The organism is Ningiella algicola, from assembly GCF_028401415.2.
Taxonomy (GTDB): Bacteria; Pseudomonadota; Gammaproteobacteria; order Enterobacterales; family Alteromonadaceae; genus Glaciecola.
This window is the reverse complement of record NZ_CP171821.2, coordinates 2,082,843-2,099,141: the sequence shown is the minus strand read 5'-3', so window position 1 is coordinate 2,099,141 and position 16,299 is coordinate 2,082,843. Positions and strand designations below refer to the sequence as shown.

Genomic DNA, 16,299 nt, shown 5'->3' with positions numbered 1-16,299 from the left:
ACGAACGATTACTATTTACAATTATATTAACAGGGACAATATGCGCAAATTTAGAACGAGTAGTATTGCTGCCAGTCTGGTACTCGCAGGCCTTTCGTCATTTCATGTTCACTCAGCTGTAGCGCTCAGTCCGCTTGAGGATGAAAGCGTTGAACGAATCAAAATTCAAGGGCAAGCGTCTGATGCAAGCTTTCCATATAATCTTAGCATAATAGAGGAAGGCAAAATCCTTGCGGGGAAAAAGGTATCTGAAGTCAATTTAAGCGATCAACCGGTACTTGTTGAGCCAAATCTAAGGCAAGTATTTGCAACGCTGCCCGGCATATTTGTATCGGATCAAAAAATTCCCAGCATTTATAATGTCAATTATCGAGGTTTGGGCAATCCACATGAATCTGAATTTGTGGCCTTCTTTCAAGATGGGATCCCGCTTGCCTCAGATATGTTCGGATACGCCACTATCTATTATTTACCTGCTGCACAGCGTATCGAGCGCGCACAGTTTATCCGTGGCGGTGCAGGTTTGCTGTATGGCCCTCAAATAGGCCCAAGCATTAACTTTGTGACTAAGCGAGCGAGAGTAGGTGCAGAAAACTCAGCTTCCACTGAACACAGCTTCGGTAATGAAGGCTTTTACAGCACCTACAATGAGTTTGTTTATAGTTCAGGTGATGTGGGCATTATGGCAAGTATCGATCATCGTCAAGCCGATGGCCCGCGCACAAACGAGGATTACGAATTAACGGCGGGTTACGTAGGTATCGAATACGCGGGATTTAAAGACGTGGTGTTAGGCTTTGATTTAGACCTTTATCAGTCGGATTCTGGTGAGGCAGGGCGATTAAGCTCCGATGAATTCGACCAAAACAGAGATCAAACGCTCACGCCCTTCAACCGCATTGAAATTGAGCGCTACATCGCTGCTTTGCGATATGAACAACAGTTGAGTGCGGATGCGACCTTGAATGCAAAGATATGGAATAGCTATCAAGACCGTTTTTCAAGACGTTCAGCGCAGTTTACCAACCCTGCGAACGAGCCATCCACGACCAATATTGATCAGCAAGAGTTCGACACTTTTGGCGCAGATATTCGTTTTGCGACAGCCTGGGGAGTTGACCACTTGTTTACGCTTGGCACTACCTTGTATCGAGACGACAGCCCTAGAACCAGACATGTCAGTGACGATATTCGCTCCAATGCACAAGATGCGCAAGACTTGCGCTTTGACCAAGACCGAGTCATCACTTATTCCGCTATATTTATGGAAAATCTTTTTCGATTCGGTGATTGGTCTGTTTCGCCTACGCTAAGATATGAGCGAGTCAATTACGACATCAGAGAAATACAAAAGAATCCTAGCCTCAATCGGGACGCTTTGGACATTGACCAAACTCATTCAGATCTCTTGTTTGGCCTTGGCACGAGCTATCGCTTGAGCAATAACACTCAGCTGTATGCCAACATATCGGAGTCTTATCGTCCGCAAAGGTTTGACGATGTGGCAAACCCCAATGCTGAACTAGCCGGTGAAAATGGCCCCGATTTGTCAACTGCAATAAACTATGAGTTTGGCTTGCGCAGCTCCCCGGTCAGCGGGTTTAACTTTGATGTCAGTCTATTTCGCATCGACTTTGAAAATAAAATTGAGACTCAGCAGGTGAATATCAGCGACATTATCCGCGTTAATTCAGGTGATAGTCGCCATCAAGGCGTTGAATTTACGGTGGAATTTGACTTGTTTGCGAATGCCTCAGGTGAAAAAAGCCTGCGGCTGTTCGCCAATGGCTCAATTTTGGATGCAGAAATCGTAAATAGCAATAATGCTGCTTTGGTTGGCAATGCGCCTGCTTTTGCCCCCGATCACCTTTTCCGAATGGGCCTTATCTATGACAGCGGTGAAGGCTTAAACGCTGCGCTGACAGCGACCATGGTAGACGATCAATTCTGGCAAGACTCCAATCAGCCACGAGGCGAAGGGTTTGACGAAATTGATGCACTAATTCCAGCATATGAAGTCCTTGATTTAAGCACGGAATATGAAATCAATGCATCATGGTCAGTCTATGCCGGGATTAATAACCTACTCGATGAGAATTACTACTCACGCGTTCGTAATGATGGGATAGAGCCAGCGGCAGAACGCACTTATTATGCGGGTTTCCGATTCACATTATAAGCTGTAGTTACTGACATATCTCATACTGGGCTTGATTCTTAAATACAGAATCAAGCTCAGCTTTCTTTGCCACATTTTACATTGCTTCCAGCGAATATTGCCGATTTTTTATTGCTCGCCATGTATCTTCGTCCACTTCGCCAATGTCGAAGTAAGCGGGGCCCGTTGCTTCTAATAAAATGTAATTAATGCCTTCATGTTTGACAATCTTTTCATCAGGTTTTTTGGGTAAGGCTACCGCCAGTAATGCATGCTCTGGTAATAATACGAGCTGCATTTTAGCCCCAGCGCTGTATGCACGAAGTAAGGCGGCAAGAAAGGTTGCTTTGCTGTCGCAATCACCCTGATTTTGTAAGAGCAAATCTTTGGGAGAGACAAACCCTGCACCATTGCTCGACAGACGACTTTCCATCGTGTTGTATGGAATACTTTGAAGCCAGCTAAGCGCTAGCGATATAAATGCTCGCGGGTCATCTGGATTGTCTAAATTTCGTTTTATCGCATCCACAATGGGCTCAAGCGCTTCGGCACTTTGCTTTGCGTAGCGTGCGTGATCTTGCTTGATCGCCATTGCGCCGGTTTTTGCTCGGTAGTCGGTAAAAAAATGTTCATCCAAAAAGGTTTGGCGAGCTAGCTTACTTGTTTCTTTGAGCTCAGCCATGATCTTTTCGCCATGCTCCGGTGTGCGACTTGATACACCAAACTGCACTCGTTGACCTTGCCGTTTTACCTCTACTCGCGCTAAGCGCGGGTTAACTTGTTGAGCATGTTTCAAAAGCGCAACTTGTATCTCTCGCTGCATTCTATCGTTACTGAAAGCTGCCTTTGTTTGGGGCATAGACTTAAAGCGTTCTGAATCGATTGAAAAGGATAAATTTAATACTTCATTGTTTTCTTGCCATTGGTAAGAGAAGGTCTCTAAACCGTTTTGGGCGTCATAATCAAAAACAAGCTGCTTCGCATAGGCAGATGCCAAAAGCAGCATGAAAAGCACCGTAGACTTAAATACAAAAATCGCTGATGAGCTACTGAACATAAAGTGCGCCGCCGAGAGCAAAAAACACGCTGGTGTGTGGTTTGCCGAAGATATGAGATGTTTGCATGAATAAAAGTTTACGCTTTTTAAGCGCTTGCGCCAAACCAATTCAGCTCTTGGTGCAATGTGACCACCGAGCCCACAATAATTAAGGTTGGCGGTTTAATGTTGGCTGTCATTGGCTTGTTCATGATATTGCCAAGGGTTCCTGTCACTACCTTTTGGTTGCCGCGCGTTGCGTTTTCCACTAGCGCAATCGGCGTACCCTCGGGTAGGCCATTGGCAATAAGCTTTTCACAGATAATGTTCAAGCCGGTGAGTCCCATATAAAACACGAGTGTATGCTGTTTACGCGCCAACGATTCCCAATCTAAATCAATTGTATTGTCGCGAAGATGGCCAGTGGTAAAGGTGACTGATTGTGCATGATCTCGGTGAGTTAGAGGGATGCCTGCATAGCTGGCAGCCCCACTTGCTGCGGTAATGCCTGGCACCACTTGAAATTCTATGCCCTGCTGGATGAGCGTTTGAATTTCTTCACCGCCACGCCCAAAAATAAACGGGTCTCCACCTTTTAAGCGCACAACTCGGTTACCTTCTTTCGCGAGTTTTGCTAGTAGCGCATTAATCTCTTCTTGATCAATAGTGTGTTTGCTTTTTGCTTTGCCAACATAAATCTTTTCCGCATCTCTGCGCACAAGTTCTAAGATATCTGGCGAAACAAGCCTATCGTAAACCACAACATCTGCCTTTTGCATCAATCGCAGTGCTCTAAAGGTCAGTAAGTCAGGATCACCTGGGCCAGCCCCCACTAAGTAAACTTGGCCTTTTGGCTTGTTACCCGCTTGATAAGCTTCAAGCGCAGTATCTAACTGCTGTTCGGCTAGAGCTTGATTGCCTTGTAATACATTTTCGCCAATGTCACCGTCGAGTACTTCCTCCCAAAAATAACGCCGGTCGGTTACCGATGAGAGCGCCTGTTTTACCTTAGCTCTAAACTTTTCGGAAAAATTACCCAATAGACTGATTTTGCTAGGTAAAACCGATTCAAGCTTTTGGCGAATGTATCGTAATAGCACTGGCGCAACACCGCCGCTGCTCATGGCAATAATAATGGGGCTACGATCCACAATGGAGGGCGTGATAAATTTGCAAAGCGGGGTATTATCCACCACGTTAACCAACTTTGATTGACTGTGCGCCAAGTCGTGTATGTGCTGATTTACTTGGCTATCGTCAGTCGCAACGAAAATCATCGACTTTCCTTCTAAGTCTTTATCTTCGAAGACGCGCTCGTGAATTTCAATATCATGTTGCTTCGCCAAGCTTGCCACCGTGTCGCTCACCCAGGGAGATACAATGGAAACGCTTGCTGGCGTTTTAAGAATCAATTCTAATTTACGCGCTGCCACTTCCCCTGCACCCACGATTAAACAATTGACGTGTTCAGCGTCGATAAAAACTGGGAAGTATTTCATGATGGTAAGGCTCTAGGTAAAAGGTGAATTACGTGGTGACACGATACTATACGTGATCTAGACCCTTGAATCATGCCAGAAGTCTCAACTCTGTAGGCAATTAAATAAGCAGAACTTATAACTTTCAGAAATAAAGGGTACCAATTAAAAAGCCACATAAACGGGATGTGGCTTTTTGTCGTTTTAAACGCTAAGGCTTAATCTTTCTTAGTTTTCTTTCGCTTGGGAGGTTCGTCACTCCAAGCACGAAGGTTCAATCTTTGCCCAGATACACGGGTTTTTTGAAGCGTATCGCGGGTTTCCTTAGGCATGCCCTCAGGCAAATCCACCAATGAATAATTGTCATGTATATCAATTGCACCAATGTGCTTACTGCTAATATCCGCTTCATTTGCAATTGCGCCAACAATATTACCGGGTTTAGCGCCATGTACATACCCGACTTCAATTCTAAAGCGCTGCATACCTGATTCAGGCTTGCCACGAGGGCGACTTGGCTTTTTATCTGAGCGTCCTTTTCCGCGTTCGTTTTTACTGCGATGCCCGCCGTCGCGAGGGCGCTCGCTGCGCTCTTTGAAGTTGGGTTTTGCATTAAGGTCGGGTCTGTCTTTATCGCTTAGTAATAGAGGCTCGTCACCTTGAGCAACTTTAGCAAGCGCTGCCATGACACGTTCAGGGGACGCTTCGGAGGTTTGCATAATGGATTCAACCACAGGCAGATATGCTTCAATTTTATCGTCATCCAGCGCGTCGATAACCGCTGTCTTAAATTTGTCGAGACGCGATTCGTTAAGCTGAGAAATCGACGGAATATCCATTTTTTCAATGGCTTGCTTGGTTGTTTTCTCGATGGCAAACAAAAGCCGTTTTTCACGATGCGAAATGAACAAAATAGCATCGCCTGCTCGCCCAGCTCGACCCGTCCGCCCGATTCTATGTACATAAGATTCTGTGTCGTAAGGAATGTCGTAGTTAATTACGTGACTCACACGTTCAACGTCTAGCCCTCGTGCCACTACGTCGGTGGCCACTAATACGTCTATTTTTCCCTGCTTGAGCTTTTCAACGGTTCGTTCGCGCTGGTTTTGAGGGATGTCGCCATTAAGCGCTTCAACGTCGTAGCCGCGTGCGCTTAACTTATCGCTAAGTTCGACGGTGGCCGTTTTTGTGCGCACAAAAATAATCATGCCGTCAAACTCTTCCACTTCCATGATACGCGTGAGTGCTTCGAGCTTGTGATGACCCGCAACCTGACAAAAACGTTGGCGTATCGTGCTGGCAGTGCTGACCTTTGATGCAATCTTAATATGCTCAGGGTCTTTTAAATAACGCTGGGTTATTTTTTTAATGGGAGCTGGCATGGTGGCTGAGAAAAGTGCCGTTTGACGTTGCTCAGGCGCATGCGAAAGAATGAGTTCCACATCATCAATAAAGCCCATTCGCAACATTTCGTCAGCTTCGTCTAACACTAAAAACTTTAGTTGGTCCAGTTTTAGGGTTTTGCGCTTAATATGATCAATTATGCGGCCTGGTGTGCCTACAACAACCTGCACACCACGCTTAAGTTGGCGAATTTGATTGTCGTAGGATTGCCCACCGTAAACCGGTAGTACTTTAATTTTCTTTGAAAAACTCGCATACACTTGAAAGGCTTCAGAAACCTGTATAGCGAGTTCGCGCGTGGGGGCTAATACCAATAATTGTACAAATTGCTCATCTGGGTTGATATTTGCCAGCATTGGCAAAGCAAAAGCAGCGGTTTTACCCGTTCCTGTTTGCGCTTGCCCGAGTAAATCTTTTCCATCGAGTAAGAAGGGAATGCTCTTCGCCTGTATAGGCGAGGGCTTTTCGTAACCCACTTTTTCGAGCGCTTGTAGCAATGGCTCGGGTAAATTGAGGTCTTTAAATGTAATGTCGACTGTGTCGGTCATGAATGTTCCTGAAATAAAATACGAGAATGAGGCTTAAGCAGAGAGGATACGTACGCCGAATGTGTGGCCTACTTGTCTTTGCTGAACGCGCATGTCGATGCGACTACCACAGAGTACAAAAGCGAAACGCTAGCTCATACTCATTATTCGCAAACTACTGGAAGATAGTCTGGCGCAGATATTGACAGAAAAGATCTTTAGACCGATAGAGCGTAGTATATTAGAGATTGCATCTAGATACCATTAATCTTATTGTATCGTACAGAATAAATGCGCCTAGAATATGGCGTGTGGCAAGAACATGGATTGATGAAAGGAAGATTACCGTGAAAGTAGCACGTGATAAAGCATCGCGCTTTGCGAGAAAAAACATTGGAAAGCTCATTGCAGCAGGGTTACTGGCAGCAAGTCTGAGTGCGTGCTCTGGCAAAACAGCCGACGAGCACATCCAGCAAGCACAAGTTTTCCTAGAGCAGGGTGATACCGCTGCCGCAATTGTTGAATTAAAAAGTGCAGTGCAGCAAAATCCGCGCATGGCGCAAGCGCGCTATGAGCTTGGCAAAGTATACATTGCGCAAAAAGATTTTGAGTCAGCTGAAAAAGAGCTTTCGCGCGCCTTAGAGTTAGGGCATCCACCTGGTGAAGTGATTCCATTTTTATCAGAAGCATATCAGCGCACGGGATCAAACGTTGCGCTCGCCCAACTTGAGGTCGATGAGGAAAACCTGACTTCCGTGGAGCGTCTCGAGGTGGGGTATCGGAAACTGCAGTCTTTGATTCGCCTTGAGAAAAACGGTGAAGCGCGTGTTTTGATTGATGAGTTAAGCAGCATCGATTCAAGCTCCGTGTACAAAGGTTTGATAGAAACGCACCGTGATATTTTAGATCGAGATTATGACGACGCGCTTGAAAAAGCTATTCTGTTACAAGAGCGCGCACCCTTGAATCGCGATGTGCTGGCTTTCACTGCGCGACTGCATATGCTCAATGGTCAACAAGAAGAAGCGGCAGCAATATATGAAGAGTATGTTGGCGTAGCCACTGAGGATCTAGAGTCTAAATTTGCGCTCGCTAACATGCTGGTTGAACAGGGGAAGCTTGAAAATGCTGAGGTTTACGTTGATGAACTAATGCAGGTGAGTGACACTAATCCCTTGCTTAATCAATTAAAAGGTATTATTCGCGCTGCAGATGAAGACTATGAAAATGCGCTGTCATTCAGTGAAAAAGCCATTCAATTTGGTGCCACTGACCCACGCGTTCGCCTGGTTTCTGGATTTGCAGCCTATCAATTGGGAGAGTTTGAAAAGGCGGTCATGCATCTTGGTGAAGTAGCGTCATTCTTGCCTGACGGTCATCCAGGTTTAAGAATCCTCGCGGCAAGTCAACTGCAATCTGATATGGGCACTGATGCTAGCGAAGTATTGACGCGTATTGGCGATATCGGAGCCTCAGATGCTTCTTTGTTCTCACGTGCCGGTTATGAGCTTATTCAGGAAGGTAATCTGGAGGAAGCCAAAAAAGTCATTGAGCAAGCGGAAAAAATCAGCGAGACGGCAGATGATTTAACCCGTCTAGGTATTTTGAAACTGTCTGTCAACAATGTTGAAGGCTTAATCAATCTCCAGCAGGCGGTAAATAAAGCGCCAGAATCCGTTACCGCTCGAACCACGCTGGCATCTGCTTATTTGGGTACGAATCAACTCGAACGCGCCATGAATTTGGCAAAAGATTGGCAAGCAGAATCGCCTACCGCCCCAGAAGGCTATGTTTTAGAGTCTGAGGTTTTACAAAGACAAGAGAACTTTGACGAAGCGCTAGCCGTGTTGAACAAAGCGAAGGAGTTCGCTGCAGATTCCCCCCCCATATTGGTGTCAAGCATCCGTTTACAGTTGCGACAGGGAAATACTGATGATGCCTTGGTCAATACTGAGAAGCTATTAGAGGTAGACCCATCCAATAATGTAGGATTAGCCAGCTTTTATGCAATTAAGGCAGAGCAAGGGCAAGCGGCTGAGGGCTTAGCCAGATTACAAACAGCCTTTCAAGCAGACACCAGTAATCAGGCACTTGCATTGATAACCGGGCGCGCTGCACTAGCGTCTGGTCAAATAGCGGCTTCTTTGGAGGCGCTTGAAACCATTGAGCCGGATCGCGCTGCGCCAAATCAATACTGGATGCTAAAAGGAACTGCACTGCTTCGCGCAAATCAAATGGATGCGGCAGAAAAGCATTATCAACAATGGGCAGAGTTTTTCCCAAAACAGGAAAACGCTGCACTAGGCCAGCTTTTGATCATGGATGTAAAACGTGATTATGAGAAAGGGCTTGATATTGCCATCGATTTTTTACGCGGCAAAGACAACTTGCAGGTCAAGTTCCTACAGAGCTATTTCTATATTATGACCGGTGATGCGGAAAACGCGCAGGCCACACTTGATAGCATTGAAGAGCAGTACAAACCCTTACCATTTTTGCGTGGTGTACAGGCGAGAGTCTTACTTGCTCAAGGCAGAGCTGATGAGGCAGTAGATGACGCGTTAGTGTCATACGAGCAAAATACGCGAACAGACAATCTTTTTGTTGCTGTACAGGCGCTACAATTAAGCGGGCAAGAACAGGCGTCATTTGAGCTTTTGCAAAAGCATACAGAGCAATTTCCCAGAGATGTACGCGCCAAAATGGTACTTGCTGAGCGCATGATTTCTCGGGATACGCCTTCCGCCATCGGGATGTATAAGGAGATGCTTGAGCTAACGCCAAATAATTTTGTGGTGCTTAACAACTTAGCTTATTTGCAAATGGAAGCAGGGAATTTGGAAGAAGCGGCCGGGTATGCAGAGCGAGCATTTGAAATTCAACCTGATAATATCGCGACCGCAGACACTTATGCTCAGGTGCTCGTGAGGCAAGGCAACATTGAAGAAGCCATGGAAGCTTATAACAATATCATGAGTGATGATATTGAAAACGAAGAAATCATCCTCAATTACATCGAAGTACTGCTTAAAAACGGTTCACCCGTGGCGGCTTCACGTCGTTTGGAAGAGCGCCAGTTTACGCTAGACGTTTCAAAAGAGAGAATTGAAGCACTTAAGCGCGAATATGATTTGTAAGTCTTATGCTCGATGGTGAGCGATAGGTCGCTTGCGAAACCGGCAGTAAAACGTCATAAACTCTTGGCCTGCATCATGCAGGCCATTTATTTTTTATTCCATATTTATTATTGGTACTAACTAATGTTATCTAAAATGCACGGCGCTTTAGTGCGATTGCGGCACAATAAAGCTTTCGAATTTTTTGTGATCGCGGTAATTATCATTTCGGCACTTGAGATTGGCGCTAAAACCTATGATTTATCAGAACCAGCGCTGTTAATCACACAGTATCTTGATGTTTTTATAACGCTGTTTTTCTTAATCGAAATACTCATTCGATTCATTGCTGAAGAAAACAAAAAGGACTTTTTTAAATCCGGGTGGAACATATTTGATACTTTGGTCGTTGTGATCAGCCTTATTCCGGTGAATGAATCAGAAATGGCACTGCTCGCGCGTTTGATTCGCATATTCAGAGTGCTTCGGATGATTTCAATTGTGCCTGAGCTCAGAGTGCTTATAAATTCATTGATGATAGCCTTGCCAAGACTGGGTTACGTCGTTCTACTGATGTTTATTATTTTTTACATCTATGCAGCAATAGGTTCATTCTTATTTAATGATATCAATCCAGTGCTGTGGGGCAATATTGCGATTTCTATGTTGACGTTGTTTAGGGTAATGACCTTCGAAGATTGGACTGACATCCAGTACGAGACGATGGAAGTGTACCCAATGAGCTGGATTTTCTACATGACCTTCATCTTTTTCACCGCATTCGCCTTTTTGAATATGGTGATTGGCATCGTGGTGGGCGTGATGGAGGAGGAACATCACAAAGAGCGCAGGCTTACTGAGCCATCTACTAAAGACTTGCAGGAGCAAATTGCAAGCTTGGGAGAACAGTTGACGAAGCTTCAAACTAGCATCGATAACAACAAAGTGAATGCCAATCGTTAAGTGTTGTTGCCAATAAAAAAAGGCGAGTTTTGAAAACTCGCCTTATTAGATATCACTTGCAATTATGATTGCGACGCAGGTAGTTGTGGCTTAAGCGCTCGATTCACCGCAGTCAAATCTTCCTCTGACAAAGTGCCTGCAGCGCGTTTTAATGCCACGATTGATGCGATAAACACGTAACGCGCGTCGGCTAAGTTACGTCGAGCATCAAAAAGGTTTCGTGTGCTGTCGAGCACGTCAACAATAGTACGAGTACCCACGTCAAAGCCTGCCTCAGTCGCTTGAAGTGCGCTTTCTGCGCTGATAACCGATTGTTCAAGCGCGCGAATGGTTGAAATTGACGCTCGCACATCATTGTATGAGCTGCGAACCGTTCTGACCGTTTGGCGATATGTAAGCTCTAAATTTTCGCTAGCAACTACATAACTCGCTCGAGCCTGTTCGGCGCGCGCGCCCACTGAACCACCCAAGTAGATTGGCACATTCAAGTTTAACGCGATGCTTTGGCTATCGAGTGGGCCTGGGTCATCTATAACAGGCGCATCTCCGCCATTAATGGTGGTGGTGGTATCTGAGTTTCCGATATCGTAATTACCGCGAAGACCAAGCGTGGGATAACGGCCAGCTTGGGCAATGTCGATATCTTCTTTAGCGATGTCTTTAGCGAACCGTTGAGCAAGCAGAGTTAGATTCATTTCTTCAGCTAAGCTTAGCCAATCGGTAACATTCTCTGGTTCTGGTTTGGTCGGTGCGAATTTATCTGTGTCGAGAATAAATACTTGATTATGATATTTGCCCGTAATTTCTCGAAGCTCTTCCAGGCGAAGCTCCAATTGGTTTTCAGCGCGAATTTGTCGAGCGACAGTGTTATCAAAGTTTGCTTGAGCCTCATGCACGTCTGTAATAGCGGTTAAGCCCACTTCAAAACGCTGCTTGGTTTGCTCTAATTGCCTTTCAATTGCAGCAAGCTCCGCCTTTACAAATTCTACGTTGTCTTGCTCTCGTAAAATGGCAAGGTACGCATTGACCGTACGGCTCATCAATTCTTGCAAGGTGGCGGCAAGCGTTGCATCGCTTTGCTGAGCAATTAATTCTGCTCGATTCAGTCCCACCCAATTCGCATGGTCGTAAATAGACATCGTTAAGTCTATGCCGTAAGTAAAATCATTGGATTCACGTTCACCAGAAATGGTAACGGTTTGTCCTTCGCCAACAAATTGTTCGAACTCTATATCACTGGAGGTATCCGAATAGCTCACGCTACCACTTATTTGTGGTAATAGATTTGCCCGGCTTAGGTCGACTCCTGCGTACGCTCTATCTTTCTCAGCCACTGCGCGGTTGATAAGAGGATCATTATCTTTTGCAAGCTGATAAACAGTCATCAAGTCGTCAGCAAACGCATTCACTGACAGACATAAGCCCATGGCAAGTGTTAAACATGTTTTTTTCATTGGCATGTGCCCTAATTTTTGTGTTGTTGATTTATGTTTGATAAGTGTAGTGTAGGAAAGTCACTCGTTATATCAAATGCTTGTAATAATTATTCCTTAAGTGTAACAGAATGTTATGAATAAACAGATTAAGTTTCTGTTATCTCAAATGTAGAATTGAAACGAACAAGAATATATAAGGATCTTGCCTTAATGTCTGAATTTTCGAAAAACGACGTCACTTTGATAGAAAAAGAACCGCTGTTTTCAGGTTTTTTTAAAATGTTTCGATATCACTTTAAACATAAAAAATATGACGGTAGCTACACTGATATAGTGCAAAGAGAAGTGTTTGAGCGAGGTCACGCTGTGGCAGTTTTGCCTTACGATATTCGTACTAGGGAATTTGTGCTGATAGAGCAGTTTCGCTATCCTGCCATTGAAACAAGCGATGATCCATGGATGATTGAAGTGATTGCGGGCATTATAGAGCCAGATGAACAAGAAGTTGAGGTTTGTTATCGGGAAGCGGTAGAAGAAGCGGGTGTTGAACTTTACAACATTCATAAAGCCTTAACCTACCTATCTAGTCCAGGCGGTACTACTGAACGTTTACATATATATATGGCTGAGGTTGATGCAACAACGGCACAAGGCGTGCATGGTTTAGATAACGAATCTGAAGATATAAAAGTGCTTCGGGTGAGTGAAAATCAGGCAAAACATTGGTTAGATGAAGGTAAAATCGACAATGCCGCCGCCATAATTGCTTTACAATGGTTTTTTTTGAACAAAGCTGGTTTGCTGGAACACTGGCAAAGCCAAGCTTAACAATATTAAACACAGGATTTTGGAGTTTTCGTTTGAAACGACGTTACGTCCCGCACTTACCAAGCATTCTCGCAACTTGTGAGAACAACTACGTGTGCATGTTAAAGCTCCTTCCTGACTGTGATAGCGAAGACTTAAGCTATGAGTTTAGTATATCGGACCGATTAAAATATAAAATTCAAATACTCGAATCGACCCGTTACACCAGCACATTAAACATGTCGCAAATAGATATGAGCACGCCAAAGTTTTTGCGCCCAAGCATGGTCGTGCGTCTGTATCATGACGCAAAAGTGGCAGAAGTGATGGAAACTCAACGCACTGCGCAACTTCAACCCGTGTATGAGTATCCGAATTTAAATATGCATCAGCGAAATGAAAAGTTCTTGGTGAATGTGTTCTTAGCCGAATGGCTTCATTTTTGTCTTACCCAGCGAGTCGCGTCTACCCAATCATCTTAGTCTAGGTTGAACATAAATCATCAATGCAGCATCTAATTTATCTTCATGGCTTTTTAAGCTCACCCCAGTCAGAAAAAGCACAACTCACTCTCGCATACTGTAGAAAGCATTTCCCCGCTTTGTCGGTTCATACGCCTCAGCTTTCAGGGAATATTGACAAAGCGGTGCACACGATAGAAGCACTTGTTGCTTCATTGCCATATAGGCGTGACCCGCTTCGATTTATTGGTAGTTCCATGGGAGGGTTTTTGTCTACTTATTTTGTCGACAAATATTCTGATGTGAGTGATGCAAAAGCTGTGATCGTTAATCCTGCCGTGAAGCCTTATGAATTATTGACGGATTACACAGGCGCGCATATTAACCCCTATTCTCAAGAGCGATTTTTTGTCACACCATCGAGCATTGACAAGCTTCACCAATACGATGTGCCAAGCATATCGAATCATGCGGCGTACAAAGTTCTCTTACAAACAGGCGATGAAACCCTCGATTACCGTCAAGCGCTGAAAAAATATGCGGGAGCAGATATTTGTTTAGAAGAAGGGGGGGATCATAGTTTTGTGGATTTTCAGTCACATTTGCCCAGTATTTTTCGGTGGCTGTTGACGACGCAGTGAGGCTTTTAATTCGAAAAGATGGTTAATTACTCTGGGGAGGGGGTGCTCGCGAGAAAACATCGAAATCATGGATGATTTCGCTGAGCGCCCAAGGACGGGTTCACAGCGGTTTTCTCGCGAGCACCCCCTCCCCAGAGTAATTAACCATCTTTTCGAATTAAACTTAGCTCACACAACAGCATGTCGTAACACTTATTAAGTGTATGCACAGATATGCCTTGATAGCGCGGCACTATACCGATAAAGTTAAGGCGATTAAAAACCACGAATTAAAAGCACGCAGTCCGATTCTGTTAGGTCATTTGTTAGGCCACTTGTTAGGTAATAAAAATAACTGAGAAGCGAAGCGCTATTACATGAGCAATCAATATAATTCAGATGCCATTGAAGTCCTCAATGGCCTAGAGCCGGTTAAACGACGACCGGGGATGTATACCGACACCACGCGCCCAAATCACCTAAGCCAAGAAGTTATCGACAACAGTGTGGATGAGGCGCTTGCAGGGCACGCTAGCACAATCAAAGTGATTCTGCATGAAGACCAATCCCTAGAAGTCATAGACGACGGCCGAGGCATGCCGGTGGACATTCACCCGGAAGAGAAAATGTCGGGCGTTGAGCTGATTATGACCAAACTGCACGCAGGCGGTAAGTTCTCTAATAAAAACTATGAGTTCTCGGGTGGTTTGCACGGTGTAGGTATCTCAGTAGTGAATGCCTTGTCGACGCGAGTTGAGGTGACTATTCGGCGTTCAGGGCAAGTGCATCAAATAGTATTTGCCAACGGTGATAAACTTGAAGAGCTTCAGGTAATAGACAGCTGCGGCAAGCGCAACACCGGCACGCGCGTGCATTTCTGGCCAGATCCAAGCTACTTTGACTCGTCTAAATTTTCAGTCAGCAAGCTTTTGCACGTACTAAGAGCAAAAGCCGTGCTGTGCCCAGGTTTACGCATTCGTTTCGACAACAAAATCAGTAAAGAATCTCAAGAGTGGTTTTATGAAGATGGTCTTCGAGACTATTTATATCAAGCGGTCAAGGATTACGAAACAGTGCCAGACGACTCACCATTTGTGGGCCAGTTTGCAGGCAATGGAGAAGCGGCAGATTGGGCGGTAATGTGGTTAAGCGAAGGCGGTGAAATGACCACCGAAAGCTACGTAAATCTTATTCCGACCGCGCAAGGCGGGACACACGTGAACGGTTTGCGTCAAGGCTTGCTTGATGCGATGCGAGAGTTTTGTGAATTTAGAAACTTAATCCCTCGAGGCATCAAAATCACCGCAGACGATATATGGGATCGCTGTTGCTACATATTATCAACCAAAATGCACGACCCTCAATTTGCCGGGCAAACCAAAGAACGATTGTCGTCACGTCAAGCCTCAGCTTTTGTATCTGGCGTGGTAAAAGATTCGTTTAGCCTTTGGCTGAATCAGCATACTGACCTTGCTGAAGTGTTAGCGGAAATGTGCATAAATAATGCCCAAAAACGCCTTAAAGCGAGCAAAAAAGTTGCCCGCAAAAAAGTGACGCAAGGGCCCGCTTTACCTGGCAAGCTAACGGACTGCTCAACGCAAGATAATGACCGCTCTGAACTGTTTTTGGTTGAGGGCGATTCAGCTGGCGGCTCGGCAAAACAAGCACGCGATAGAGAATTTCAAGCGATAATGCCGCTTCGTGGAAAAATCTTAAACAGCTGGGAGGTGGATTCTTCCCAAGTACTCGCATCTCAAGAAATTCATGATATATCTGTTGCGTTGGGCATTGATCCCGATTCAAGTGATTTGAGCGGACTGCGATATGGGAAAATCTGTATTTTGGCCGATGCTGATTCCGACGGCCTTCATATTGCTACCTTGCTTTGCGCCCTATTTGTAAAACACTTCAGAACGCTGGTCGACGAAGGGCATGTATATGTTGCCATGCCGCCATTATTCAGAATTGATGTGGGTAAAGAAGTCTTTTATGCCCTTGATGAATCTGAAAAACAAGGCATTTTGGATCGCATCGAAGCCGAGAAAAAACGGGGTAAAGTTAACGTTCAACGCTTCAAGGGCTTGGGCGAAATGAACCCGCTTCAACTTCGTGAAACGACAATGGACCCAAACACGCGGCGATTAGTGCAATTAACCAGTGAAGATGGCGAAAATATGCTTGAGTTGATGGATATGTTGCTCGCGAAGAAGCGCTCGCCCGACAGAAAAGCATGGCTTGAAAATAAAGGGAATTTAGCGGTTGAAGAACTTATTAACTAAGTCCGTTGACTAAG

11 protein-coding genes are annotated in these 16,299 nt (G+C 45.0%); 7 read left to right on the top strand and 4 right to left on the bottom strand.

The window, feature by feature from the left end; genetic code table 11:
* The first annotated feature begins 40 nt into the window (after positions 1 to 40).
* The gene (locus tag PN836_RS09195; protein ID WP_395344974.1) at positions 41 to 2,179 is read left to right on the top strand and encodes a TonB-dependent receptor family protein; all 2,139 of its coding nucleotides are present in this window, start codon (positions 41 to 43) and stop codon (positions 2,177 to 2,179) included.
* 76 nt (positions 2,180 to 2,255) lie between these two features.
* Here the strand turns inward: PN836_RS09195 and PN836_RS09190 are convergent, their stop codons facing one another.
* The 3 genes from PN836_RS09190 to PN836_RS09180 all read right to left on the bottom strand — a co-directional run bounded on the left by PN836_RS09190 (position 2,256) and on the right by PN836_RS09180 (position 6,624).
* Positions 2,256 to 3,215 (bottom strand): hypothetical protein, encoded by a 960-nt coding sequence (locus PN836_RS09190; RefSeq protein WP_395344972.1) that lies wholly within the window; start codon positions 3,213 to 3,215, stop codon positions 2,256 to 2,258.
* An 86-nt stretch (positions 3,216 to 3,301) separates the two neighbouring features.
* Positions 3,302 to 4,693, bottom strand: coding sequence for a siroheme synthase CysG (gene cysG, locus PN836_RS09185; RefSeq protein WP_395344970.1), 1,392 nt, complete (start codon positions 4,691 to 4,693; stop codon positions 3,302 to 3,304).
* Positions 4,694 to 4,890: 197 nt separating this feature from the next.
* The gene (locus PN836_RS09180; RefSeq protein ID WP_395344968.1) at positions 4,891 to 6,624 is read right to left on the bottom strand and encodes a DEAD/DEAH box helicase; all 1,734 of its coding nucleotides are present in this window, start codon (positions 6,622 to 6,624) and stop codon (positions 4,891 to 4,893) included.
* Positions 6,625 to 6,950: 326 nt separating this feature from the next.
* Between PN836_RS09180 and prsT the strand changes: the two genes are divergently transcribed.
* The gene (gene prsT, locus PN836_RS09175) at positions 6,951 to 9,740 is read left to right on the top strand and encodes an XrtA/PEP-CTERM system TPR-repeat protein PrsT (RefSeq protein WP_395344966.1); all 2,790 of its coding nucleotides are present in this window, start codon (positions 6,951 to 6,953) and stop codon (positions 9,738 to 9,740) included.
* Positions 9,741 to 9,863: 123 nt separating this feature from the next.
* A complete protein-coding gene (locus PN836_RS09170; protein WP_395344964.1) occupies positions 9,864 to 10,682 on the top strand; it encodes an ion transporter in 819 nt (272 codons plus the stop codon).
* A 62-nt stretch (positions 10,683 to 10,744) separates the two neighbouring features.
* On the opposite strand, the gene tolC is transcribed toward PN836_RS09170, so the two are convergent.
* On the bottom strand, positions 10,745 to 12,136 hold the full coding sequence (gene tolC / locus PN836_RS09165) for an outer membrane channel protein TolC (RefSeq protein ID WP_395344963.1): 1,392 nt from the start codon (positions 12,134 to 12,136) through the stop codon (positions 10,745 to 10,747).
* Positions 12,137 to 12,328: 192 nt separating this feature from the next.
* Here tolC and nudF point away from each other — a divergent pair, with 192 nt between their 5' ends.
* The 4 genes from nudF to parE all read left to right on the top strand — a co-directional run bounded on the left by nudF (position 12,329) and on the right by parE (position 16,285).
* On the top strand, positions 12,329 to 12,946 hold the full coding sequence (gene nudF, locus PN836_RS09160) for an ADP-ribose diphosphatase (protein ID WP_395344961.1): 618 nt from the start codon (positions 12,329 to 12,331) through the stop codon (positions 12,944 to 12,946).
* A 98-nt stretch (positions 12,947 to 13,044) separates the two neighbouring features.
* Positions 13,045 to 13,407 (top strand): DUF1249 domain-containing protein, encoded by a 363-nt coding sequence (locus tag PN836_RS09155; RefSeq protein ID WP_395345574.1) that lies wholly within the window; start codon positions 13,045 to 13,047, stop codon positions 13,405 to 13,407.
* Positions 13,408 to 13,430: 23 nt separating this feature from the next.
* Complete coding sequence (locus tag PN836_RS09150; RefSeq protein WP_395344959.1) at positions 13,431 to 14,027, top strand: YqiA/YcfP family alpha/beta fold hydrolase; 597 nt, start codon at positions 13,431 to 13,433, stop codon at positions 14,025 to 14,027.
* A gap of 356 nt (positions 14,028 to 14,383) precedes the next feature.
* Entirely contained in the window at positions 14,384 to 16,285 is a 1,902-nt protein-coding gene (gene parE / locus PN836_RS09145) for a DNA topoisomerase IV subunit B (RefSeq protein ID WP_395344957.1), read from the top strand.
* The last annotated feature ends 14 nt before the right edge of the window (positions 16,286 to 16,299 follow it).

Coding starts and splice junctions, on each gene's coding strand:
- PN836_RS09150 (WP_395344959.1), top strand. CDS start 13,431: ATGCAGCATCTAATTTATCTTCATGGCTTTTTAAGCTCACCCCAGTCA.
- nudF (WP_395344961.1), top strand. CDS start 12,329: ATGTCTGAATTTTCGAAAAACGACGTCACTTTGATAGAAAAAGAACCG.
- PN836_RS09190 (WP_395344972.1), bottom strand. CDS start 3,215: ATGTTCAGTAGCTCATCAGCGATTTTTGTATTTAAGTCTACGGTGCTT.
- parE (WP_395344957.1), top strand. CDS start 14,384: ATGAGCAATCAATATAATTCAGATGCCATTGAAGTCCTCAATGGCCTA.
- PN836_RS09170 (WP_395344964.1), top strand. CDS start 9,864: ATGTTATCTAAAATGCACGGCGCTTTAGTGCGATTGCGGCACAATAAA.
- cysG (WP_395344970.1), bottom strand. CDS start 4,693: ATGAAATACTTCCCAGTTTTTATCGACGCTGAACACGTCAATTGTTTA.
- tolC (WP_395344963.1), bottom strand. CDS start 12,136: ATGAAAAAAACATGTTTAACACTTGCCATGGGCTTATGTCTGTCAGTG.
- PN836_RS09195 (WP_395344974.1), top strand. CDS start 41: ATGCGCAAATTTAGAACGAGTAGTATTGCTGCCAGTCTGGTACTCGCA.
- PN836_RS09180 (WP_395344968.1), bottom strand. CDS start 6,624: ATGACCGACACAGTCGACATTACATTTAAAGACCTCAATTTACCCGAG.
- PN836_RS09155 (WP_395345574.1), top strand. CDS start 13,045: ATGTTAAAGCTCCTTCCTGACTGTGATAGCGAAGACTTAAGCTATGAG.